This window comes from Streptomyces sp. NPDC088910 (assembly GCF_044749865.1).
GTDB lineage: Bacteria > Actinomycetota > Actinomycetes > Streptomycetales > Streptomycetaceae > Actinacidiphila.
Genome location: NZ_JBIVIV010000005.1, coordinates 214,879 through 230,886, shown reverse-complemented (window position 1 = coordinate 230,886; position 16,008 = coordinate 214,879). Strand labels below are relative to the sequence as shown.

General features: G+C 71.3%; 13 protein-coding genes. 8 read left to right on the top strand and 5 right to left on the bottom strand.

What is annotated here, in order from left to right:
• Positions 1-144: 144 nt before the first annotated feature.
• Both ACIP4Z_RS14265 and ACIP4Z_RS14260 read right to left on the bottom strand, forming a co-directional pair.
• Positions 145-549 carry a cupin domain-containing protein gene (locus ACIP4Z_RS14265; RefSeq protein ID WP_401307708.1) on the bottom strand — a complete coding sequence of 135 codons (405 nt, stop codon included), beginning with the start codon at positions 547-549 and terminating at the stop codon, positions 145-147.
• Positions 550-735: 186 nt separating this feature from the next.
• Positions 736-1,065 (bottom strand): carboxymuconolactone decarboxylase family protein, encoded by a 330-nt coding sequence (locus ACIP4Z_RS14260; RefSeq protein WP_401307706.1) that lies wholly within the window; start codon positions 1,063-1,065, stop codon positions 736-738.
• Between the two features lie 250 nt (positions 1,066-1,315).
• Between ACIP4Z_RS14260 and ACIP4Z_RS14255 the strand changes: the two genes are divergently transcribed.
• The 3 genes from ACIP4Z_RS14255 (at position 1,316) to ACIP4Z_RS14245 (ending at position 4,199) form a co-directional block, all read left to right on the top strand.
• Complete coding sequence (locus ACIP4Z_RS14255; RefSeq protein WP_401307703.1) at positions 1,316-2,245, top strand: helix-turn-helix transcriptional regulator; 930 nt, start codon at positions 1,316-1,318, stop codon at positions 2,243-2,245.
• 216 nt (positions 2,246-2,461) lie between these two features.
• Positions 2,462-3,511, top strand: a complete 1,050-nt coding sequence (locus ACIP4Z_RS14250) for an NAD(P)-dependent oxidoreductase (protein WP_401307700.1) — start codon at positions 2,462-2,464, stop codon at positions 3,509-3,511.
• Between the two features lie 10 nt (positions 3,512-3,521).
• The gene (locus ACIP4Z_RS14245; protein WP_401307697.1) at positions 3,522-4,199 is read left to right on the top strand and encodes an HAD-IA family hydrolase; all 678 of its coding nucleotides are present in this window, start codon (positions 3,522-3,524) and stop codon (positions 4,197-4,199) included.
• Between the two features lie 386 nt (positions 4,200-4,585).
• On the opposite strand, the gene ACIP4Z_RS14240 is transcribed toward ACIP4Z_RS14245, so the two are convergent.
• From ACIP4Z_RS14240 to ACIP4Z_RS14230, 3 genes are all read right to left on the bottom strand, one after another.
• On the bottom strand, positions 4,586-5,119 hold the full coding sequence (locus ACIP4Z_RS14240; RefSeq protein WP_401307694.1) for a DUF2231 domain-containing protein: 534 nt from the start codon (positions 5,117-5,119) through the stop codon (positions 4,586-4,588).
• A gap of 155 nt (positions 5,120-5,274) precedes the next feature.
• On the bottom strand, positions 5,275-7,593 hold the full coding sequence (locus ACIP4Z_RS14235) for a transketolase-like TK C-terminal-containing protein (protein ID WP_401307691.1): 2,319 nt from the start codon (positions 7,591-7,593) through the stop codon (positions 5,275-5,277).
• A gap of 160 nt (positions 7,594-7,753) precedes the next feature.
• On the bottom strand, positions 7,754-9,145 hold the full coding sequence (locus ACIP4Z_RS14230; RefSeq protein WP_401307688.1) for a serine hydrolase domain-containing protein: 1,392 nt from the start codon (positions 9,143-9,145) through the stop codon (positions 7,754-7,756).
• A gap of 117 nt (positions 9,146-9,262) precedes the next feature.
• On the opposite strand from ACIP4Z_RS14230, the gene ACIP4Z_RS14225 reads away from it, so the two are divergent.
• From ACIP4Z_RS14225 to ACIP4Z_RS14205, 5 genes are all read left to right on the top strand, one after another.
• Complete coding sequence (locus ACIP4Z_RS14225) at positions 9,263-10,315, top strand: alanine racemase (protein ID WP_391048029.1); 1,053 nt, start codon at positions 9,263-9,265, stop codon at positions 10,313-10,315.
• A gap of 165 nt (positions 10,316-10,480) precedes the next feature.
• A complete protein-coding gene (locus ACIP4Z_RS14220; protein WP_355335188.1) occupies positions 10,481-11,500 on the top strand; it encodes a 1-aminocyclopropane-1-carboxylate deaminase in 1,020 nt (339 codons plus the stop codon).
• A complete protein-coding gene (locus ACIP4Z_RS14215) occupies positions 11,500-13,176 on the top strand; it encodes a CocE/NonD family hydrolase (protein WP_401307684.1) in 1,677 nt (558 codons plus the stop codon). The genes ACIP4Z_RS14220 and ACIP4Z_RS14215 overlap by 1 nt, the downstream gene beginning before the upstream one ends.
• Complete coding sequence (locus ACIP4Z_RS14210; protein WP_401307681.1) at positions 13,173-14,864, top strand: CocE/NonD family hydrolase; 1,692 nt, start codon at positions 13,173-13,175, stop codon at positions 14,862-14,864. Before ACIP4Z_RS14215 ends, ACIP4Z_RS14210 begins: the two co-directional genes overlap by 4 nt.
• Positions 14,848-15,951, top strand: a complete 1,104-nt coding sequence (locus ACIP4Z_RS14205; protein WP_391162760.1) for a P1 family peptidase — start codon at positions 14,848-14,850, stop codon at positions 15,949-15,951. The genes ACIP4Z_RS14210 and ACIP4Z_RS14205 overlap by 17 nt, the downstream gene beginning before the upstream one ends.
• Positions 15,952-16,008: the final 57 nt, after the last annotated feature.

The following is a 16,008-nucleotide window of genomic DNA, read 5'->3' as shown; positions in this document are numbered from 1 at the left end:
GGTGTGCGGAGCAGGGCGGTCCGGGGCAGGGCGGTCCGGGGCAGGGCGGCGGGCCGTGGACGCGCCTCGGCGACCGCGCCGGGTACGGGGGGCGCCGTCGGCGGGGGGCACGCGGACGTACGCGGTGACCGTGCGGGCCGTTGGTCAGGAGGTGCGGGCGGGGCGCCGGGGGCCGGTGTACTCGGCGTCGCCGACGTGCTCCAGCCAGTCGACGTCGTCGCCCTCCCACAGCGCGATGTGCGCCATGAAGCGGTCCGGCGCGGCGCCGTGCCAGTGCACCTCGCCGGCGGGGGTGACGATGACGTCCCCGGGGCGGGCCTCGACGATGTCGCCGCCGCGGGACTGGACCAGGGCGATGCCCTCCACGATCCAGAGGGTCTGGCCCAGGCCGTGCGAGTGCCAGGCGGTACGGGCGCCGGGCGCGAAGCGCACCATGTTCATCCGCACGCGGGACGGGTCCTCGCCACGGTGGATCACGTCCGCCCACGCGTCTCCGGTGAACATCTCCGGCGGCAGCTTCGCCGTCGCGGGAGGCTGGATGATCTCCATGGTCGTCTCTCCTTGTGTCCGTGAAGCGGCGGCCGACTCACGCGCGGCGGGTGACGGCCGCGCGCGGAGCGAAGCCGGGCCGGGCGGTGTCGGCGAGTGCCTGGCGGGCCCTGCGTCAGGCGGTGTCGGCGAGTGCCTGCCGGGCGGCGGGTCACGCGGTGTCGCGTGTGCCTGGCGGGCCCTGCGTCAGGTGCCGTCGGCGAATACCTGGCGGGCGACCGTGAGCGCGGACATGGCCTTGGGCCATCCGGCGTAGAACGCCAGGTGCGTGACCGTCGCGATCAGCTCCTTGTCGCTCAGCCCGTTCTCCCTCGCCCTGCCGAGGTGGAACGCGAGCTGCTCGGTGCTGCCGCTGCTGATCAGACTGGCCACGGTCACCAGGCTGCGGTCGCGCGGGGACAGGTCCGGGTCTTCCCACACCTGCCCGAACAGCACGTCCTCGGTGTATCCGGCCAGTGCCGGGGCGATGTCCCCGAACTGCTGACGCGGTCCTCCGGGCTGCTGGTCCTCCGGCATCACGGTCTCCTTCCACGGGGGCCCGGCGCCTTCTCACGCGACGGCGCGGGTGCCTTCTCGAACGACGGCGCTGGCGTCTGTCCGCTTCCATTCCGCCCTGCCCTCACCGGGGGTGCCAGCGCAGCGGCGGACGGCCGTCAACCGGCCTGTCAACGATGAAACGGCAGGTCGCAGGCGTGCGGAAGGACCCGTTGATACGTGTACTGGCAGTACACCCCTCACCGCTCGGGATCGTCGTAGCCTCGAAGGCATGGACAACCGCAGCGAGGTCCGCGAGTTCCTCACCAGCCGCCGCGCCAGGATCACCCCCCAGCAGGCCGGTCTGCCCGCCGCAGGCCACCGCCGGGTCACCGGGCTGCGCCGCGAGGAGGTCGCGTTGCTCGCCGGGGTCAGCGCCGAGTACTACGCCCGCATGGAACGCGGCAACCTCTCCGGCACCTCGGAAGCCGTCCTGGACGCCCTCGCCCGCGCCCTCCAACTGGACGAGTCCGAGCGTGCCCACCTGATGGACCTGGCCCGTACCGCCAGCTCCACCCGGCGCCCCGCACGCCGCCGGACGGCACAGCCCGTCCGGCCCGGTCTGCGGCAACTGCTGGACGCGATGACCGACGCACCCGCGTTCATCCGCAACGGCCGCCTCGACATGCTCGCCACCAACCGCCTCGGCAAAGCCCTGTACTGGCCCCTCTTCCAGGACCCCGCCCGCCCGGTCAACATGGCCCGCTACCAGTTCCTCAATCCGGGCGCCGACCAGTACATGACCGAACTCGACACGCAGCGCGCGTCCGCCGCGGCCCTGCTCCGCACCGAAGCGGGAAGGGACCCCTACAACCGCGAACTGAGCGACCTGATCGGCGAGTTGTCCACCCGTAGCGAGGCATTCCGTACGCTGTGGGCCGCGCACAACGTCCGCCTGCACCACACCGGCGTCAAACGCTTCCACCACCCCGTCGTCGGCGACCTCGACCTCGCCTTCGAGGCCCTGCCCGTACCCACGGACCCCGGCCTCACCCTCACCGCGCTCAGCGCCGAGCCCGGCAGCCCCGCCCACGACGCGCTGAAACTGCTCGCCACCTGGTTCGCCACCCTCGAACCCACCGGACCCGACCCTCGGCCCTCCGTCGGCGCCGAGCACCATTTCCCCGGCGGCGCGGAGCATGGCGGCCACCTGCACCAGTGAGCCCCGGCGCGACCTGACACCGGCCGACGACCCGGCCCGGCGCCCCCGCTCCCGCTCATGAACGCATGATGACGTCCGCGATGGCAGGCTGGCGGGTGTGGCCGTGCCCACAAGGCCGCCGCCGCTGGTCAGCCTCCTGGCCACTGGCGCCAAGCCAAGGGCGGCGGGCCGTGACCTGGTCGTCCGAAGTCCCGACGTACGTACGCGAGGAGCCCTATGAGCACGCCCGCCCCCGATCCAACCCCCGCACCCGCCAGGCCAGTTGTGGTTCTGCGCCCCGCCCCGCAGCGCACGGACCGCATCTTCACCCCCGCCGCCCTGGGGTCGCTCCGCGACCGCTTCACCGTGGTGGACCTGGAGAGGGACCCCTCCGAGGAAGCGCTGGAGGAGGTTCTGCCCGACGCCTTCGCGATCGTCGGACAGCCCGACCTTCCGGCCCAACGGCTCTCCCGCGCGGGCAGGTTGCGGGCTCTGCTCAATGTCGAGGGCAACTTCTTCCCCAACGTCGACTACGCGACCTGCTTCGAGCGCGGCATCCACGTCCTGGGCTGCGGCCCCGCCTACGCGCCGGCCGTCGCCGAGTACGCGCTCGCCCTCGCGCTCGACCTCGCCCGGGGCATCAGCCGGGAGGACCGCGCCTTCCGCGCGGGACGGGAGCGGTACGTCTCCGACGGCAACGCCGACGCCGTACTGCTGCAAGGCTCCGACGTGGGCCTGGTCGGTTTCGGCAACCTCGGCCGCGGCCTCAACCGCCTCCTCGCCCCCTTCCGGCCCACCATCCGTGTGTACGATCCCTGGCTGCCGCCCGGCGTCCTGCGCGAACACGGTGTACTGCCCGCCTCGTTGGACGAGACCTTGTCCCGCAGCCGCTTCGTGTTCGTGCTGGCCACCGTCACCGACGAAAGCCGCCACCTCATCGGCGAGCGCGAGCTCCACCTTCTCCCGGACGGCGCCCGGCTCGTCCTGGTCAGCCGCGCCCCGGTCGTCGACTACCCGGCGCTCCTCTCCCACGTCGCGCGCGGGCGCCTCATGGCCGGCATCGACGTCTGGCCGGACGAACCGGTCGCCCCCGACGACCCGGCCCGCTCCCTCGACGGTCTCGTCCTGTCCGCACACCGTGCGGGCGGCATCCCGGCGGCCTTCGAGACCATCGGCGACATGGTTCTCGACGACCTCACCCTCATCGCCCAGGGACTTCCGCCCGCCCGGATGCAGACCGCCGCCCGTGAACTGGTCGGCCGCTACCGCAACCGCCCCGTGACCTGAGGGACCGTCCATGACCGCACAGCCCCACCCGGCCTCCGCGCTCGACATCCCCTGCGACGGCCTGCTCTTCGACAACGACGGGGTCCTGGTCGACTCCGATCACGGCGTCGACCGGGCATGGAGCCAATGGGCCCGTGACCGCGGCCTGATGCCGGAACAGGTGACCGCCATGGTGCACGGCCGCCGGTCGGCCGACACCGTCGCCCTCCTGGTGACCGACCCGGACGAACGGCCGGCGGCACTCGCCGCGATCGACCGTATGGAGGTCGAGGCCGCAGGCACCACCACAGCGCTCCCCGGTGCCCTCGACCTCCTCACGAGCCTGCCGCGCGAGCGGTGGGCGGTGGTCACCTCCGGAGTCACCCTCCTGGCACGGGCCCGCCTCGCGGCGGCGGGACTGCCCACTCCGCCCGTGCTCATCACCGCGGACGATGTCAGCCACGGCAAACCAGCCCCTGACGGCTACCGCGCCGCGGCCCGAAAGCTGGGCTTCGCCCCGGCCCGGACGGTCGTCTTCGAGGACAGCGCCGCGGGGGCGGCGGCCGGAGCCGCGGCAGGCGCGGTCGTCGTCGGGGTCGGGCGGCGCGCCCTGGCCACCCACGCCCCCGTCGTCGTCCGCGACCTGCGCGGCCTCGCCTGGCACGACGGCGTACTCAGTCTCGCCGCCGCGGACCTGCTGCGCCGGTGAGCGGAGTGATGGACGGGACCGCGCCTCAGTACCCGCCTCCGCCGCTGGCGGAGCCGGTCGACGGTGAGGCCGACGTGGAGGCCGCGGTGCTGACCGCGTTGCCGCTGGGGCTGACCACGTATCTGACCGAGCGGCGAGTTCGCTGCCTTCACCGTGGCGGCGCCGCCGGTCGACGCGGAGGCACTGGCGCTCGCGGTGGTGGCGCCGACGCTGGAATGGGGGTGAGGGACGTCGGGGAACTGGAGCTGCCGCATCCGGAGGCGGTGGCCGCAACGGCGGCCACGCCAACGGCGAGGGAGATGACGCGCTTCATGACAGACCCCTTGACCTGGGGGGATGGACATCAGCCGATCGGAGTCCTTCGGCGCCGAGGTGCGGAGGGCCCGTCAGCCGTTGTGTCCCGACGGGTGCTTGTCGTAGTTGTCGTTCCAGGACGCCTTCGCGCCGGAATCACCGATGCGGTACACGTCGACGACCGCGCCGGCGGACACGACCACCGCCAGTACGGCGGCGGTCGCGCGCAGAGCCGTCGGCAGGCTCCGCCGCGCGTCGGCGGACGGAACGTTCTCGGCGGCCGGCTCCCCGGACCGTGCGGTCCGGCGCCCCAGCCACCAGACCCCGAGCGTCACGAGGAACAGCCCTATCGCCCACGGCAGTAGACCGTCGCCCAGTTCCGCGTGCTTACGCACCAGAGGATCGTCGCCCACACGGGCCTTGAGCCACTCCCCGGCATGCGTCGTGACCGGCACCAGCGCCAGGGTCACCAGCCCCAGCAGCGGAAGCGACAGCCCCATGCGCCGGGCATACCGGGGCTGGACCGCGCAGACCACCGCGGCCAGGGCCGTCAGCGGCACCAGCACCACCACGAAGTGCACGAACAGGACGTGCGCCGGAAGGCCGTTGATATGCGTAAGACTCATGGGGGGCTTCTCCACGGACGAGGACGTGCGCAGCGGGCCCACCGGGCAACCCGGCCGCCGCTGCTCGGAAGGAGATCGCAGCCTTCCACGCCAACTTCTCAAGTCCTTCTGAAATACGGCCCGCCGGCAGCCGTCCGCCCAGAGGAGTCCCCGGCTCAGCGGCCGGTCAGGCTGAGCGCGACATCGACGATCGTCGCTGTGTCGATCCCGTGAATCCTGTAGGCGTCTTGGAGGGCGGACGACTGGCCGAACTCGGTGACGCCGAGGTTTTTGGTCCGGTCACCGCGCAGCCCCGCCAGGAAGGCAAGCGTGTGGGGGTGGCCGTCCATGACGGTGAGCACGGGGGCAGGGCTCTCCGAGGGAAACAGAGCCGAGGCGATATCGCTCCCCTTGCCTTGCGCGGACCGGAAGATGAGGTCCGGGCTCGTCAGGCACACGATTCCGGCGGTCACACCGAGCCCGGTCAGGGCATCGGCCGCCGCCACGACCTCAGGCATGATCGCTCCCACCCCGACCAGGGTGACCCGCTCGTCGGCGAGGGGATGATCGGTCAGGCGGTAGCCGCCGGCAACGGCATGGCGTCGGCGGCGCTCCAGCAGGAGAGGGTCCTCGGGCAAGCGGGCAAGCGCTTGGTCCACCGGGCGGGTCGAGAGCCGGAAGTACGCCGACGTCCCGCCGGGGACCCCCACGTGGTCGATCGCGTCCAGGAAGCACCACTCGAGGTCCTGGGCGAACGCCGGCTCCCACGCGACGCAGCCCGGCTGCTGCAACCCGATCGACGGAGTCGTGATCGACTGGTGCGCTCCTCCCTCGGGAGCGAGGGTGACGCCCGACGGCGTGCCGACGATGATCGACTGACCACCGGCGTAGATGCCGTAGGACCAGGGTTCCAGGGCTCGTGAGAGGAACGGGTCGTAGATGGTGGCGATCGGGACCAGCCGCTCGGCCCACCGCGACCAGGTCGAACCGAGCTCGCTGAGCAGGCTCACCAGGTTGACCTCGGCGATACCGAGCTCGATGTGCTGACCACCGGCGCCCTCGGACCATTTGAGAACCCGTTCGGGGTCATCGGCGAACCAGTCCGGTCGGTCCGCGACCGACCAGACCCCCGTCTTGTTGATCCAGCCGCCGAGGTTGGTCGAGGACGCGACGTCCGGACTACAGGTCACCACGCGGCGCGCCACTTCCGGTGCCTCGCGGGTCAGATCGGTGAGAAAACGACCCAGAGCCGCCTGGGTCGAGATCGGAGCGCGGTGCTTCCGGGACAAGGCGGCGGGAACGGCATCGGGCCGAGGATTCGTGACAGCGGCGCGCCGCCGCAGGGCGTGCCCGCGCTCCGCGCACAGCGTCGCCGCGAAGGACCCGTCCTGGAACCGTCGCCACGGGTCGGCCGGGTTCGCGCCGACCGACTCGGCGAGCGCCACCATCTGGACGTCGGTGAGCAAGGCAGAGTGGTTGTTCGGATGCCCTTCCGTAGGCAGGCCGCGCCCCTTCACCGTGTAGGCGAAGACGACCGTCGGCCGATCCGGATCCACGTGGGCGAAGGTGTCGAGCAACAGGCCGATGTCGTGCCCGCCCAGGTCCCGCAGGGCCACCGCGAGATGGTCGGAGGGTACCGACCGCAGCAGCTCGCGCAGCGCTTCGGACCCGTCGTCGCCGACGATCCGGTCGGCGACCTGCTCGGCGTCGACACGCAGGAGGCGCTGGTACTCCTCGTTGGGCATCGTCTCCAGCCGCGTACGCAGGTCGTCCCCTCCGGGACGGTCGAAGAGCGCGCTGACCTTCCGCCCCCACTTGAGCGTGATCACCTGCCACCCGGCTGCCTCGAACATGCCCATGAGGCGGTGGATCTGGACGTCGGGCACGATGCGGTCGAGCGACTGGCGGTTCAGGTCGACGACCCACAGCAATTCGCCCATCTTCGCCGTGGAGGGGTCCGCGACGGCCTCCCAGACCGCGCCCTCGTCGAGCTCGGCGTCCCCGAGAAGGCTGATGAAGCGGCCCGCCTCGGGCGTGGAGTCGAAGTGCGAGGTCAGATAGCGGTGGGACATGGCCGCCCAGAGCGCGGCAGTCGCCCCGATGCCGACCGAGCCGGTGGAGAAATCCACGGTGTCGGGATCCTTGAGCCGACTGGGGTAGGACTGCAACCCGCCCTTGGAGCGAAGTGTCGTGAGGTACTTGGCGTCAAGGTCGCCGATGAGGTAATTGATCGCGTGGAGTACGGGGGACGCGTGCGGCTTGACCGACACCCGGTCGTTCCGGGTCAGCTCGGCGAACCAGAGCGAGACCATGATGTCGACCATCGAGGCGCTGGACGATTGATGGCCCCCGACCTTGACGCCACTGGCGTTGGGACGGCCGCGGTTCGCCGCGTCGACGATCGACGTGGCGATCCAGAGCACCTTGCGGGCGATCTCTCGCAGCACCTCCTCCGCGGGAGCCGCCGATGCCACGGAAGAGGAGGTCACGGTCATCGGATTGCCTCGCAGACATGCGGTGGACGCGCGCGGTGTACGCGCCGCGACGGGGTGGGATGACACGGACGACGACCTCCGGGGCGCGCCGGACCGCCCGGCCGCCGCGCGGCCCGCGTACCGCCGGCCGTCACGGCGCAGAGGACTCCGACCGGGGCGGTCACCGCGGAGAGGCTTCCGACCGGGGAGCGACCCGCATCTGCGACGCGAGGTGGGTCGCGGGTCCGCCGGGCCCGTCCGCCCAGAGGAAGGTGGCCGCCACCGGCTCGGTCACGGGCGGCATCGACATGAGGAACGTCGTTCCGCCCGCGTAGGTCATCGGCGTCGAGAAGTCCCCGTGGAAGTCTGCCCACCGGCCGCTCGTCGTGAAGGACGCGATGAGACCCGATGCCTCCGCCCGTACGTCGATCGTCGCCTCGTCGCTCATCCGGAACCGCCCGACGTACGGCGTGACGTCGATGTCCGCGTCGACCGGGCCCGGCGTGGTCGGCAGGCCGACGCCGACCAGCTCCCGCAACAGCTCGGACACCAGCTCGTCACCCATGCCCTGGATGTCACCGCTCGCCATGACGCAGACGGCGACGCCGTGGTCGGGCGCCAGGACCAGCCGGGACTGCTGACCGCAGGTGCTCCCGATGTGGCCGACGATCCGCGGCTCGAGACGCTCGATCGACCATCCCCAGCCCCACGCGGGACCCCGGCTCGGATCCGGCTGCGCGATGTGGGGCTCCCGCATGGTCCGCGCGGTCCGCGGACTCATGAGTCGCGCGCCCGAAGGCGCCAGACCGTCCTCGAGGTGGTGCCTGGCGAACGCCAGGAGGTCGGCCGGGGTTGCCGCCAGCGTCCCCCCGCACGGCCCCGACGTCCGTGGGTCGAGCCAGGTCGAGACCGGCGTGAGATCGTACGACCCCGGCGCCGCCGGTACGTGGCCGACCACGAGCGGTCTCGTCATGGTCTCCTCGGGAAGCGTCGAGGTGCTGCCGAGCCCCAACGGTTCGATGAGGCGCGTCCGCAACGCCTCGTCCCAGGTCGATCCGGTCACGCACTCGATGAGCCGGCCCAGCACGTTGTACCCGGAGTTGGAGTAGGAGAACACCGCTCCCGGCCGGTGCAGCTGAGCCAGGCCGCTGTAGCTCTCAACGATCTTCTCGACGGCGTCGTCGCTCCGGACGTCCGGCTCGGCGGCATCGCCGAAGAACCCGCCGGAGTGCGTGAGCAGTTGTCCGACGGTGACGGTGCGCGCCACCTCCTCGTCCTCCAACCGCAGCGGCGGCGTCAGGTAGTGATTCACCGGCGAGGACAGGTCGACCAGCCCCTCGTCCACGAGCTGGAGGACGAGCGTCGCGGTCCACACCTTGGTGATGGAGGCGAGCAGGAACACCGAGTCCGTCGTCACCGGAACGGTCGTACCCAGCTTCGCGATCCCGGTGGCGACGACCGTGGTCCTCCCGTCGACCAGCACGCCGGCCGCCGCCCCCGGGACGCCGTACCGATTCGCGAGATCGTCCAGACGCTGCTGGAACTCCCGTCGGTCCACCCTTGGTGTCGTCATATCGGACAGTGTGCCGGGCCGCTGCCCTGGATTCGTTGTCCGGCCGTACGAAGAGCGCCGCTTGTCTTCGGAGCCACTCACCAATCACGCCGTCGGAGCGGCGAGGAGGATTCGGCCATGCCCAACACCCCCTACCTGCACGTCGACCTGGATCGGCTCGACCGGAACATCCGGCGAGTCGCACAGTGGGCCGCGACGAACGACCTCGCGCTCCGCCCGCACGCCAAGTCCCACAAGTCGCCCCGGATCGCCCGGCGCCAGATCGCGGCCGGCGCTGTCGGATTGACGGTGGCGACGATCGGTGAGGCGGAAGTCTTCGCGGACAGCGGCGTGACCGACTTCTTCATCGCCTACCCCCTGCACATCGACGGCCAGGCGGCCGGCCGGCTCGGCGCTCTGGCGGACAGGGCCCGCATCGCGATCGGCGTGGACTCGGCCGAGGGCGCCGCCCGGGCGGGTGACCTGGTCGGCCGCCTCGGCGTGGAGGTGGTCATCGAAGTGGACTGCGGTCACCACCGCAGTGGTTGCCGCCCCTCGGACGCGGGCCTGGTCGCGACCGCCGCCGCGCTCTCGGGTGCGAAGGTCGCGGGAGTCTTCACGTTTCCGGGACACAGCTACGCCATGGACGCCGGGGCGACGGCCGCCGCAGACGAGGCACGAGCGCTCTCGGTCGCGCGCGCGGCCGTGGAGGACGCCGGAATCGAGGTCGCGGTGGTCAGCGGCGGATCGACGCCGAGCCTGGCCGACACCCGGCCCGAGGCGGTCACCGAGGTGCGCCCCGGGGTCTACGTCTTCGGGGACGCGCAGCAGTGGGAGCTGGGGACGACGCATCCCGATGACGTCGCGCTGACCTGTCGTGCGACGGTCGTCAGCCACGCCGGAGGCCGTGCGGTCCTGGACTCCGGCAGCAAGGTGCTCGCCGCCGACAAGGCTGCCTTCAACACCGGAGGAGGACGTCTGCTCGACCACCCGGACGCCCGGATCGTTCTCGTCTCCGAGCACCACGCCGTCGTGGACATGGGCGGCGCCCCGTTGCCCCCGCTGGGGAGCCAGGTCGCGGTGGTGCCCAACCACTGCTGCGCGGCCGTCAACCTGGCCGAGCGGCTATGGATCGACGAGGGAGGCGGCCTGCGCCCCTGGGCCGTCGCCGCGCGAGGGCGCAACAGCTAGAAGACTTCCCGCGCCGAAGGTCCCCGTGTGGTGAACCCGCACCAATCCCCGCCCGAGGTTCGGTCTCATTCACGAAACGAGGCCGCCGGGGGAGTGACAGTTTGATCGCTCGAGGCACCTTGACGGCCTCGTCGTCGATCGCCAATCCGCGAAGGAGAACGCGCTGTGTCCATCGAGGACTTCGCCCGCCACCCGCTCACCTTCGGCCCCAGTCCGGTGCACCCGCTCCCACGTCTGAGCGCCCACCTCGGCGGTGCCTCGATCTGGATGAAGCGGGAGGACTGCAACTCCGGGCTGGCCTACGGCGGTAACAAGACCCGCAAACTGGAGTACCTCATTCCCGACGTGCTGGCCCAAGGAGCCGACACGCTGGTGTCGATCGGGGGCCACCAGTCCAACCACACCCGGCAGGTCGCCGCGGTCGCCGCCCATCTCGGGCTGGAGTGCGTCCTGGTCCAGGAGAACTGGGTGCCTTCCTGGACCGATCCGCTGAGCACCGAAGTCGGCAACATCCTGCTCAGCCGGGTGATGGGAGCAGAGGTACGACTCGACCCCGCCGGTTTCGACATCGGCTTCCGTGACTCGTGGCGGCAGGCCCTCGACGACGTGGAGAAGCGCGGCGGCAAGCCCTACGGCATCCCCGCCGGCGCGTCCGACCACCGCCTCGGCGGTCTCGGCTTCGCCAACTGGGCGTACGAGGTGGCCCGGCAGGAGCAGGAGCTCGACACCTTCTTCGACACCGTCGTGGTCTGCACCGTCACCGGTTCGACGCACGCGGGCATGATCGCGGGCTTCGCGGCACTCGAAGACGCGGGCGGCCGACCCCGCCGGGTCATCGGCATCGACGCCTCGGCCACCCTCGACAAGACGGTCGACCAGGTCGGTCGGATCGCCCGGAACACCGCGGATCTCATCGGGCTGAGGCGTGACCTGCGGGACGACGAGATCACCGTGCTCCCGGGCTGGGCCGGAGACGAGTACGGGGTCCCGGTGCGGTCGACCCTCGACGCGATCCGCCTCACCGGCAAGACGGAGGGGATCATCATCGACCCCGTCTACGAAGGCAAGTCGATGGCGGGCCTCATCGACCTGATCCGCGACGGCGACATCCCGAAGGACTCGAACGTGCTGTACGCGCATCTCGGCGGCCAGCAGGCACTGAACGCGTACGCCAAGGCGTTCTGATGCCCGCGCTGAGGGGGAGCACGAGAGAGGTCCGAGCCCTGTGGAACTGCCGGATCCCGATGCGCGACGGCGTCGAGCTGGCCGCCGACATCATGGTCCCGGCCGGTGACGGCCCGTTCCCGGCCGTGGTGACACGAACCCCGTACAACCGCAAGCCGGGAATCTGGATGCGGCGGCTCGTCGCCGCCGGTTACGCCTACGTCATGATCGACATGCGCGGACGCGGCGACTCCGGCGGTGACTTCCAGCCCTTCGTCCAGGACAGCGACGACGGCTACGACAGCGTCGAGTGGGTCGCCGAGCAGACCTGGTGCACGGGCCGGGTCGGCATGGTCGGGCTCAGCTACGAAGGTCTCACCCAGTGGTGGACCGCTCGGGCCCGGCCGCCGCACCTGCGGTGCATCGCGCCGATGGCCATTGGAGTCGCCGGCCTCGGCCCGCGGCCGAGCTTCAACACCGGTGTCCCGCACCTCTACTGGAGCTGGTGGTTCCACCAGGTGACCGGACGTACCCAACAGCACTACGGCGCTCCCTCATGGGGGCACAACATCAGGCACCTGCCGCTGCGCACCCTCCACGAGCAGGTCGGCACCGGTGGACGGTGGTGGCCGAAGTACGTGGACGGGGAGATCGACTACCTCGGCGAGGCGTTCGTGCTCAGCGACGACGACTGGGCGAACCTCGACCTGCCCGTGCTCGTCACCGTCGGCTGGTGGGACGACCAGACCACGATGGCGACGTGGGCCCGGCTGGCGCGGTCGCCCGCGGGCGCCAGGGCCCAGCTCCTGATCGGAGCCTGGGACCACGGAGGGAACCGTTCGCCGAGCCCGGTGCTGGGAGGACTGGATGTCTCCCCGTCGGTCATGGACACCGTCGGACACGTCGAGCGCTTCCTCGCACGGCACCTCAGGGACGACGACGAACCCGCTGATGCCCACCCGTGCCGGGTCTTCCGGACCGGGACGATGCGGTGGGAAGACCTGGACGAGTGGCCGTCCACCGCGGTCGAGCCGACGAGTTGGTACCTGGCCAGCGGCGGCGACGCCCGCACACTGAGCGGAAACGGCCGGCTCACCCGGACTCCGGAGAAAGCCGCCCGCGACACATACGTCTTCGACCCGGAGAACCCGGCCAGGGACTTCACCAACCTCGACCTGTTCGCCTGGAGCGACCCGCCCCACGACCATCGCTACCTGCTGCGCCGCCCCGACGTCCTCGTCTACCCGGGTCCGGCCCTGGACGAGCCCGTCCACGTGAGCGGCCAGGCCGAGCTGGACGTCTTCGTCTCGCTGGACGCGCCCGACGCGGACCTGAGCGTTCTGCTGCTCGACGTCCATCCCGACGGCCGGATGATGCTCGTCGGCAGCGAACTCGGGTCGTGCGGGCTACAGCGGATCTCGATGCGGTCCGGGCCCGGCTCACCGCCCGTCAGCCCCGGGGAGATCGTCGGCCTGCGCATCCCGCTGGTCTGGCTCCACCACACCTTCCTGCCGGGGCACCGCATCGCGCTCGCGGTGACCGCGGGCGCGTTCCCCGCCTTCTCACGCAACCTCGGCACCGGTGAGCCCTGGGCCGACGCCGTGGAATCACGCGTGGTGAGCGTGACCGTTCACCACGGCCCGGAGCACCCCTCGCGGCTCGTCCTGCCCGTCGAGAACAGCGGGGGAGCGGTATGAGGTTCACCGATGTCTCCCGTGTGCGCTCCCGCTTCGACGTACGGGTCGAGGCGAGGGACGGGGTCGACCTGTCCGTCGACGTCTACATGCCGCCTGCCCCCGGTGATCACCCGGTCCTCGTCACCCGCACGCCCTACGACAACAACCGCGCGGACCAGAAGCCTCCTGCGAGCACGGCGCCGCAGGTCCCCTCGGACCGCTTCAAGCTCCTTGCCGCGCGCGGATACATCGTGGTCGCGGGTGACGTGCGCGGCCGGGGTGACTCGGACGGGGATTTCGAGCCGTTCCTCCACGAGGCCGCAGACGGCGCCGACATCGTCACGTGGGCCCGTGACCTTCCCGGGTCCAACGGCCGCCTCGGCTGCTTCGGCGCGGGCTACGCCGGGTTCGCGGCGCTCGCCGCCGCGTCGGCCGCTCCGGTGGACGCGCTCGCCGTGTGGTCCCCGTTCGCGGCGGCCGAGGGCCTGCCGTCGCGGGGCGGTGCCGTGCGACTGGACTGGTTGTTCTGGATGCACCTCGTCGGTGGCCGGGTACGAGGGCCCGTCGACGCGCCGCCCTGGAAGTCGGTCTTCAGCAGCAGGCCGCTGGCCGGCATGCACGAAGCGCTGGGCAGACCGGACGCGCCGTGGCCCGACTGGCTCGCCCACCTCGACCCCCAGGACCCGTACTGGAGCAGCCTGGCTGTGGGCGGCGGGACGAATGCGAGCGCGCCGACCCTCCTGGTCTCCGGCCGGTGGGACAGCGGGCTGGGCGCCACGATGGCGCACTGGGAGACCGTCTCCTCCGCCGGAGGGGAGCACTCGCTGGTCGTCGGCCCGTGGGACTCAGCCGGAACCCGGAGACCGGTGAGCGTCGTCGGCGGGGTCGAATGGGGGCCCCGTTCCGTCGTCGACCCCGACGAACTGCTCCTCGAGTGGTTCGACCACCACCTGCGGGACGACCCGTCGTCCTGGGCTCCCGCCCCCGTGCGCGTCTTCGTCACGGGCCGCAACGCCTGGGAAGACCTCGACCGGTGGCCGGTGGCCGACGAGGTCGAGACCTTGTGGCTGACCTCCGAAGGGCGGGCGAACACCCGGATCGGGGACGGACGACTGACGCGCGACGCGACACCCCGCGAGGCGGCCGATCACTTCGTCCACGATCCCGGGAATCCCGTTCCGTGGCAGCCGGATCACGGGTCCTTCTCACGGAGCGGCCCAGCGGGATTCACCCTTGAGACGTCGTTCGCGACCAGCCGCGACGACACGCTCACGTACACGGCGGCGACCGTCGACGTTCCCACACTCGTCCGCGGCACGCCGGTGGTCCATCTGTTCGCCGGGACCGATCGCGATGACGCGGACTGGATGGTGTCCCTCGAGGACGTGTTCCCGGGCGAGACGAGAACGGTTCACCTGGCACACGGGGTCGTGCGCGCGGGATCGGTGCCCGCGTTCCGGACAGGTGTGCCGGTCGGCTACAGGATCGCGATGACGGACGTGGCGCACGAGCTCCAGCCGGGGCACGCCCTGCGCCTCGTGGTGACCTCCAGTCTCTTCCCGCTCTACGCGATCAACCTCGGCTCCGCCGACTACCTCGGTGCGACGGAGGCCGAACGCGGTACGCACTCCGTCTTCCACGGGCCCCGCCTGCCCAGCAGGATCGAGCTCCCCCTCCACCGAATGGAGAACCATGACCAGGCTCCGTGACCTCGGCATCGAGATCGGGATTCTTCCCTCAGGACCCCGCAACGCCATCAGCGACGTCTCCGGCGTCACCGTCGGTCACGCGACCGTCATCCGCGACGACGACGTCATCGCCCGTACCGGCGTGACCGTGATCCGTCCACGGCCGGGACACGTCAGGACACATCCGTTGTTCGCGGGCTGCGCCACGCTCAACGGCAACGGTGAGATGACAGGTCTCGAGTGGGTTCGCGAGAGCGGTCTGCTCACGACCGACGTGGCCCTCACGGGCACCCACAGCGTCGGCGTCGTCAGGGACAGCCTGGTCGCGATCGAGACGGCGCACGACACCTTCCGCAACGCCTTCTCCCTGCCGGTGGTGGGCGAGACCGCGGACCTCGCCTTCAACAGCGGGAACGCCCAGTTCGTCACCGGCGAACACGTCCGAGCGGCCTACGAGTCGGCGTCCGCCGACGTCGAGGAGGGGAGTGTCGGAGGGGGAACCGGCATGGTCTGCCACGGGTTCAAGGGCGGGATCGGAACGGCGTCGCGTCGTCTCGACGCGTCCGCGGGCGGCTGGACCGTGGGTGTGCTCGTCCAGGCGAACCACGGGACCCGCCCCGACTTCAGGGTCGACGGCCGGCCCGTGGGCCGTGACGCGCGCCTGGCACACGTCCCGCTGCCGGCCCGGACCCAGCCGGGCGGAGACCCGCCCATGCCGCCCGGCTCGGGTTCGATCATCGTGATCGTGGCGACGGACGCTCCGCTGCTGCCCGGCCAGTGCCGTCGGCTGGCGACCAGGGCGAGCATCGGCATCGGCCGGGTCGGCGGCGGCATCCAGGACTCGAGCGGTGACATCATGCTCGCCTTCTCCACGGCGCCGCAGAACGTGCCCACCGAGGGCTACGCGGGCGGTCACCCGCTGGTGGCGCCCCATTCCGCGGTTCCGCACCAAGCCTTGGACGACCTGTTCCGCGCCGTCGTCGAGGCCACCGAGGAGTCGATCATCAACGCGATGCTCGCCGCTCCCACGATGACCGGTGCGCGCGGCTTCACGGCGTACGGGCTCGAGCCGGACGCACTCCTCGCGGCCTTCCCATCGGCGACCTGAGGCAAGCCGCCCCCGGTTCGGCTGGCAACCACCCGGTGAACGGCCGGGCCAGACCAA

Excerpts from the sequence above, each read along its gene's own strand:
- ACIP4Z_RS14265 (WP_401307708.1), bottom strand. The coding sequence starts at position 549 with ATGGAGATCATCCAGCCTCCCGCGACGGCGAAGCTGCCGCCGGAGATG.
- ACIP4Z_RS14260 (WP_401307706.1), bottom strand. The coding sequence starts at position 1,065 with ATGCCGGAGGACCAGCAGCCCGGAGGACCGCGTCAGCAGTTCGGGGAC.
- ACIP4Z_RS14255 (WP_401307703.1), top strand. The coding sequence starts at position 1,316 with ATGGACAACCGCAGCGAGGTCCGCGAGTTCCTCACCAGCCGCCGCGCC.
- ACIP4Z_RS14250 (WP_401307700.1), top strand. The coding sequence starts at position 2,462 with ATGAGCACGCCCGCCCCCGATCCAACCCCCGCACCCGCCAGGCCAGTT.
- ACIP4Z_RS14245 (WP_401307697.1), top strand. The coding sequence starts at position 3,522 with ATGACCGCACAGCCCCACCCGGCCTCCGCGCTCGACATCCCCTGCGAC.
- ACIP4Z_RS14240 (WP_401307694.1), bottom strand. The coding sequence starts at position 5,119 with ATGAGTCTTACGCATATCAACGGCCTTCCGGCGCACGTCCTGTTCGTG.
- ACIP4Z_RS14235 (WP_401307691.1), bottom strand. The coding sequence starts at position 7,593 with ATGACCGTGACCTCCTCTTCCGTGGCATCGGCGGCTCCCGCGGAGGAG.
- ACIP4Z_RS14230 (WP_401307688.1), bottom strand. The coding sequence starts at position 9,145 with ATGACGACACCAAGGGTGGACCGACGGGAGTTCCAGCAGCGTCTGGAC.
- ACIP4Z_RS14225 (WP_391048029.1), top strand. The coding sequence starts at position 9,263 with ATGCCCAACACCCCCTACCTGCACGTCGACCTGGATCGGCTCGACCGG.
- ACIP4Z_RS14215 (WP_401307684.1), top strand. The coding sequence starts at position 11,500 with ATGCCCGCGCTGAGGGGGAGCACGAGAGAGGTCCGAGCCCTGTGGAAC.
- ACIP4Z_RS14210 (WP_401307681.1), top strand. The coding sequence starts at position 13,173 with ATGAGGTTCACCGATGTCTCCCGTGTGCGCTCCCGCTTCGACGTACGG.
- ACIP4Z_RS14205 (WP_391162760.1), top strand. The coding sequence starts at position 14,848 with ATGACCAGGCTCCGTGACCTCGGCATCGAGATCGGGATTCTTCCCTCA.